The organism is Massilia phosphatilytica, assembly GCF_977014125.1.
The window spans coordinates 1-4,623 of sequence record NZ_CDRNIL010000019.1; the positions used below are offsets into that span (position 1 = coordinate 1).

Genomic DNA, 4,623 nt, shown 5'->3' on the forward strand with positions numbered 1-4,623 from the left:
TCCTGATGAAGCTGCTGTGCTTCGGCCTGTTCGCCTGCGCGTTCAACCTCCTGATCGGCTACACGGGCCTGCTGTCGTTCGGCCACGCGGCGTTCTTCGGCGGTGCCGGCTATGTCACGGGGTACGCACTGACGGCGCTCGGGCTGCCGTTCGAGGTGGCGCTCGTGCTGGGCGTACTGGCGTCCGCGGCGCTGGGCCTCGTGATGGGGTTGCTGGCCATCCGCCGCCAGGGCATTTATTTTGCGATGATCACCCTGGCCCTCGCGCAGATGGTGTATTTCGCGGCGCTGCGCGCGCCGTTTACGCACGGCGAGGATGGCTTGCAGGGCGTACCGCGCGGCAAGCTGCTGGGCGTGCTGGATCTCGGCAACGACGTGACCTTGTACTTCGTCGTGCTGGCGATCTGCGCGGGCGGCTTTGCCCTGATCGTGCGCACCGTGCACTCGCCGTTCGGCCAGGTGCTGAAGGCGATCAAGGAAAACGAGGCGCGTGCGATCTCTCTGGGCTACGACGTGGATCGTTATAAACTCGTCGCCTTCGTGCTGTCGGCCGCCTTCGCGGGCCTGGCCGGCGCGACGAAGACCTGTCGTGCTCGGTTTCGAGACCCTGACGGACGTGCACTGGACGATGTCCGGCCTCGTCATCCTGATGACCCTCGTGGGCGGCATGGGCACGCTGGCCGGGCCGATCTGGGGGCCTTCCTCATCGTCGCACTGGAAAACAAATTGGGCGACCTGGGGAACTTCCTGGCCGAGACGACGCATGTAGAATGGTTTTCTTCGCTCGGCGAATCCGTGGGCATCGTCACCGGCCTCATCTTCGTTGCCTGTGTGCTGTTGTTCCGGCGGGGTATCGTCGGCGAGATCGCGGCGGCACTCGTGCGCGCGGGACGCCGGCGCGAGGCCACATAAGGCCGCATAAGGCCGTGTCCCGGCCTGGCTTTCAAGGAGGCGTACGTGATCGACGAATCCCTCATGCTGGACGTGAACGGCATCCATATCCACACGACGACGACGGGGCAGGGACCGGCCGTGCTGCTGCTGCACGGCTTTCCCGACACGCATATCGTCTGGCGCAAGCAGGTCCCCGCGCTGGCCGCCGCCGGCTTTCGCGTGCTCGCGCCCGACCTGCGCGGCTACGGCCGCAGCGACGCGCCGGGCGGCGTCTTCGACTACACGATGGATAAATTGCGCGGCGACGTGCTCGGCCTGCTGGATGCCCTGCACATCGACAAGGTGTTCCTCGCCGGGCACGACTGGGGCGGCATCATCGGCTGGCAGATCGCGGCGCTGGCGCCGGAACGCGTGCACCGCTACGTGGCGATGTCGACGGGCCACCCGTATGCCATCGCGCACGCGGGCATGATGCAGCGCTTGCGCATGACTTATATCCTCGGCTCATCGTGCCGGTGCTGGCCGAACATACGCTGCGCGCGGCCGACTGGTTCATCATGCGCCAGTTTACGGACGAGCCCGGCCAAGCCGACCACTGGAAACGGGATTTGTCGCCGCCGGGCCGCCTGACGGCCGCGCTGAACTATTACCGCGCCAACCTGAGCCTGGCGCTGCCGCGCGGGCACCGCCAGGTCAAGGTGCCCGTGATGGGCATGTGGAGCGACCGCGACCCGGCGCTCGGCGAAAAGCAGATGCGCGATTCGGCGCACTACGTCGACGGCGAATTCCGCTTCGAGCGGATCCGCGGCGCCGACCACTGGCTGCAGCTGACGGCGGCCGATGAGGTGAACCGCCTGTTGCTCCAGTTCTTTGAAGAAGGGCGCGCGGCCGCCGTCTGAAGCGCGGTGATTTGTTGCGTCGCAACAAGAGGCCTGCCGTACAATGACGCTTTTACGCGTGATCGCTCATGTTCGATTTTGCCCTGCTGGCCGTCGCGGCCTTCGTTGCCGGTCTCGTGGATGCTGTCGTCGGCGGGGAGGATTGATCCAGATTCCGGCGATGTTTGCCGTGTTCCCGAGAGAAGTGCCGGCAACGCTGCTGGGAACAAATAAACTGGCGGCCATGTTTGGCACGGCCGTGGCTGCCGTCAGGTACAGCCGCCGCGTGACAGTTGCCTGGAGCACGGCGGCGCCGGCCGCCATCGCCGCGTTCGCGCTGTCCTTCATCGGTGCCTGGACCGTGACCCGCGTGCCCGCCGACTTCGTGCGCAGCCTGCTGCCGCTGATCCTACTCGCGGTAGCCGTGTACACGTTCAGGCAAAAGAACCTGGGCGCCGTGCACGCGCCCGTCCACAGCGGCATGACGGAGAAGTTGTCGGCGACCTGCGCCGGTGCCGCGATCGGTTTTTATGACGGTTTCTTCGGCCCGGGCACCGGCAGCTTCCTGATCTTCCTGTTCGTGCGCTTCTTCGGCTTCGACTTCCTGAGTGCGTCGGCGGCTGCGAAGATCGTCAACGTCGCGTGCAATATCTCGGCGCTGATCTGGTTCGGATACAGCGGCCATTTGATCTGGCAACTTGGCTTGCTGATGGCCGTGTGCCAGATTGCCGGGTCACTGGTCGGGACCCGGTTGGCGCTGAAGCACGGCAGTGGTTTCGTGCGCAAGCTGTTCCTCGTCGTCGTCGGGCTGTTGATCGTAAAGACAGCGTTCGACACGTTTAAACATCTTGGTTGGTGATTGTTTCACGTGAAACAGTCAGTGCGCCTTGTACACGCGGGTGACGAGGGTCGGTAACTCCCAGGCGCCGCCGGCCGTAATTTCGCGGCACATGCCGGTGGTCGTCGCCGATGTCTGCGCGAACGATCGACCGTCCCACGTCCAGCTTGCCGAGCTGAAGCAGTCGCCGATGCCGCGTCCTTTTTGCGTCGCCGAGATGACGCCGTCGGCGTAGTCAGTTGCGGAGGTCGTCACAAGGACGGCCGAATAGGGCGGCCTGGCGTCGACGACCCAGTAGCCGTCGCCCGTGTTGTACGCGGCCATCCAGCACGCGTGCGAGACGAGTAGCTTGTCCTTCGTGAGGCGGCGGACCACGGGCGCGTCCGTTTCCTCGGCCTTTGTGTCCACCAGGTCGCAACTGCCGTCCTTGACGGTTTTGCGCAACGCGGCCATCAGGTCGCGGGTCTGCGCGGGCGTCAGCGTGACGGGTCGCTTGTCGTGACTGACTGGCGCTGCGGCGATGTCCGGCATTGGTAGCGGCGGCAGAACATTTGATTCGGGTTTCGTGCCCTTGCGTACTAGTGCGCCGGGCGTGTCCAGCCGTCCCTGGAATTCATCCATTTTGAGCAGCACGGCGTTGGCGCCGGCCGTCGAGATCGTCCACGTCATACCCTTTGCCGACCAAGCGATCTGGCCGTCCTTGAGCAATGCCGGCAGCAGTGCGCTGACCTGTGCGTCGGACAGTTTGCCGCTGTTCGACCTCGCATCGATGCGGACGGTGCCCAGCGCCCGGCCATCGATCGTCATCGTGAGCTGGTCGGGTGCGGGGTGGTTTGGGTCATCGGCCGTCTGCAATTGGACGGTGACGGGCTGATTGGGACCGGCGGCGCGGGTCAGCAGGATGGTGGCGTTCGGCGCTTCGTCGTCTTCCTGATGGTAGCCGGCGGCGCGGCAAGTTCGCGTGTTGTCGCAGGCGAGTTCCCAGTCCTTGTAATCGAACGAGATGGACGGCAGGTCGGAGCGTGGATAGGCGCCTACAGCGGCGGTAACGGCGAGCAGCGCGAGGGTCAGCGAACGAGGTTTCGACATGGCGGCGAAGTAGGGGTTGGCGTGGCAAAAGCCTAACATGAGCTCGCATTCGCTGTTTCACGTGAAACAAAATCTGTCGTTTTAGTGGCCGCGCAGAAGCGACATGGGAAAAAGAATTTATAATCGACCCTTAATCCTCCTCGCAACACATTCCATCATGCTATTTCCGACAGAATTCGACGTGATCGTCGTTGGCGGCGGCCATGCCGGCACCGAAGCGGCGCTCGCGTCTGCGCGCATGGGCCAAAAGACCCTGTTGCTCACTCACAATATCGAAACCTTGGGCGCAATGTCCTGTAACCCGTCCATCGGCGGGATCGGCAAGGGGCACCTCGTCAAGGAAGTCGATGCCATGGGCGGCGCGATGGCCATCGCCACCGACGAAGCCGGCATCCAGTTCCGTATCCTGAACTCCTCCAAGGGCCCGGCCGTGCGCGCCACCCGTGCCCAGGCCGACCGCATGCTGTACAAGCAGGCGATCCGTTCGCGCCTGGAAAACCAGCCTGATCTGTGGCTGTTCCAGCAGGCTGTCGACGACCTGATGGTCGAAGGCGACCGCGTCGTCGGCGCCGTCACGCAGATCGGCCTGCGCTTCCGCGCGCGCGCCGTTGTGCTGACGGCCGGTACGTTCTTGGACGGTAAGATCCACGTCGGCCTGCAGAATTATTCGGCCGGCCGCGCGGGCGATCCGCCGGCGGTCTCCCTGTCCGCGCGCCTGAAGGAATTGAAACTGCCGCAGGGCCGTTTGAAAACCGGTACGCCGCCGCGCATCGACGGGCGCAGCATCGATTTTTCCGTCATGACGGAACAGCCGGGCGACCTCGATCCGGTGCCCGTGTTTTCGTATATGGGCAGGTGCTGGATCATCCAACTAACTCCTCCGTTTTAACCTTAGCAATACGTAACTGAACCAAGTAAACAAAAC

General features: G+C 64.2%; 3 protein-coding genes and 3 pseudogenes. 5 read left to right on the forward strand and 1 reads right to left on the reverse strand.

The window, feature by feature from the left end; all coding sequences use genetic code 11:
* The 4 genes and pseudogenes from ACWNCF_RS00675 to ACWNCF_RS00690 form a co-directional block, all read left to right on the forward strand.
* Window positions 1–911, forward strand: a pseudogene (locus ACWNCF_RS00675) (branched-chain amino acid ABC transporter permease); the annotation flags it as partial.
* Window positions 912–956: 45 nt separating this feature from the next.
* The gene (locus ACWNCF_RS00680) at window positions 957–1,523 is read left to right on the forward strand and encodes an alpha/beta fold hydrolase (protein ID WP_449405666.1); all 567 of its coding nucleotides are present in this window, start codon (window positions 957–959) and stop codon (window positions 1,521–1,523) included.
* Complete coding sequence (locus ACWNCF_RS00685) at window positions 1,502–1,792, forward strand: alpha/beta fold hydrolase (RefSeq protein ID WP_449405667.1); 291 nt, start codon at window positions 1,502–1,504, stop codon at window positions 1,790–1,792. Before ACWNCF_RS00680 ends, ACWNCF_RS00685 begins: the two co-directional genes overlap by 22 nt.
* A 68-nt stretch (window positions 1,793–1,860) precedes the next feature.
* Window positions 1,861–2,630 (forward strand): annotated as a pseudogene (locus ACWNCF_RS00690) (TSUP family transporter).
* Between the two features lie 18 nt (window positions 2,631–2,648).
* On the opposite strand, the gene ACWNCF_RS00695 reads toward ACWNCF_RS00690, so the two are convergent.
* Entirely contained in the window at window positions 2,649–3,737 is a 1,089-nt protein-coding gene (locus tag ACWNCF_RS00695) for a DUF1176 domain-containing protein (protein ID WP_449405668.1), read from the reverse strand.
* Window positions 3,738–3,855: 118 nt separating this feature from the next.
* Here ACWNCF_RS00695 and ACWNCF_RS00700 point away from each other — a divergent pair.
* Window positions 3,856–4,563 (forward strand): annotated as a pseudogene (locus ACWNCF_RS00700) (FAD-dependent oxidoreductase); the annotation flags it as partial.
* Window positions 4,564–4,623: the final 60 nt, after the last annotated feature.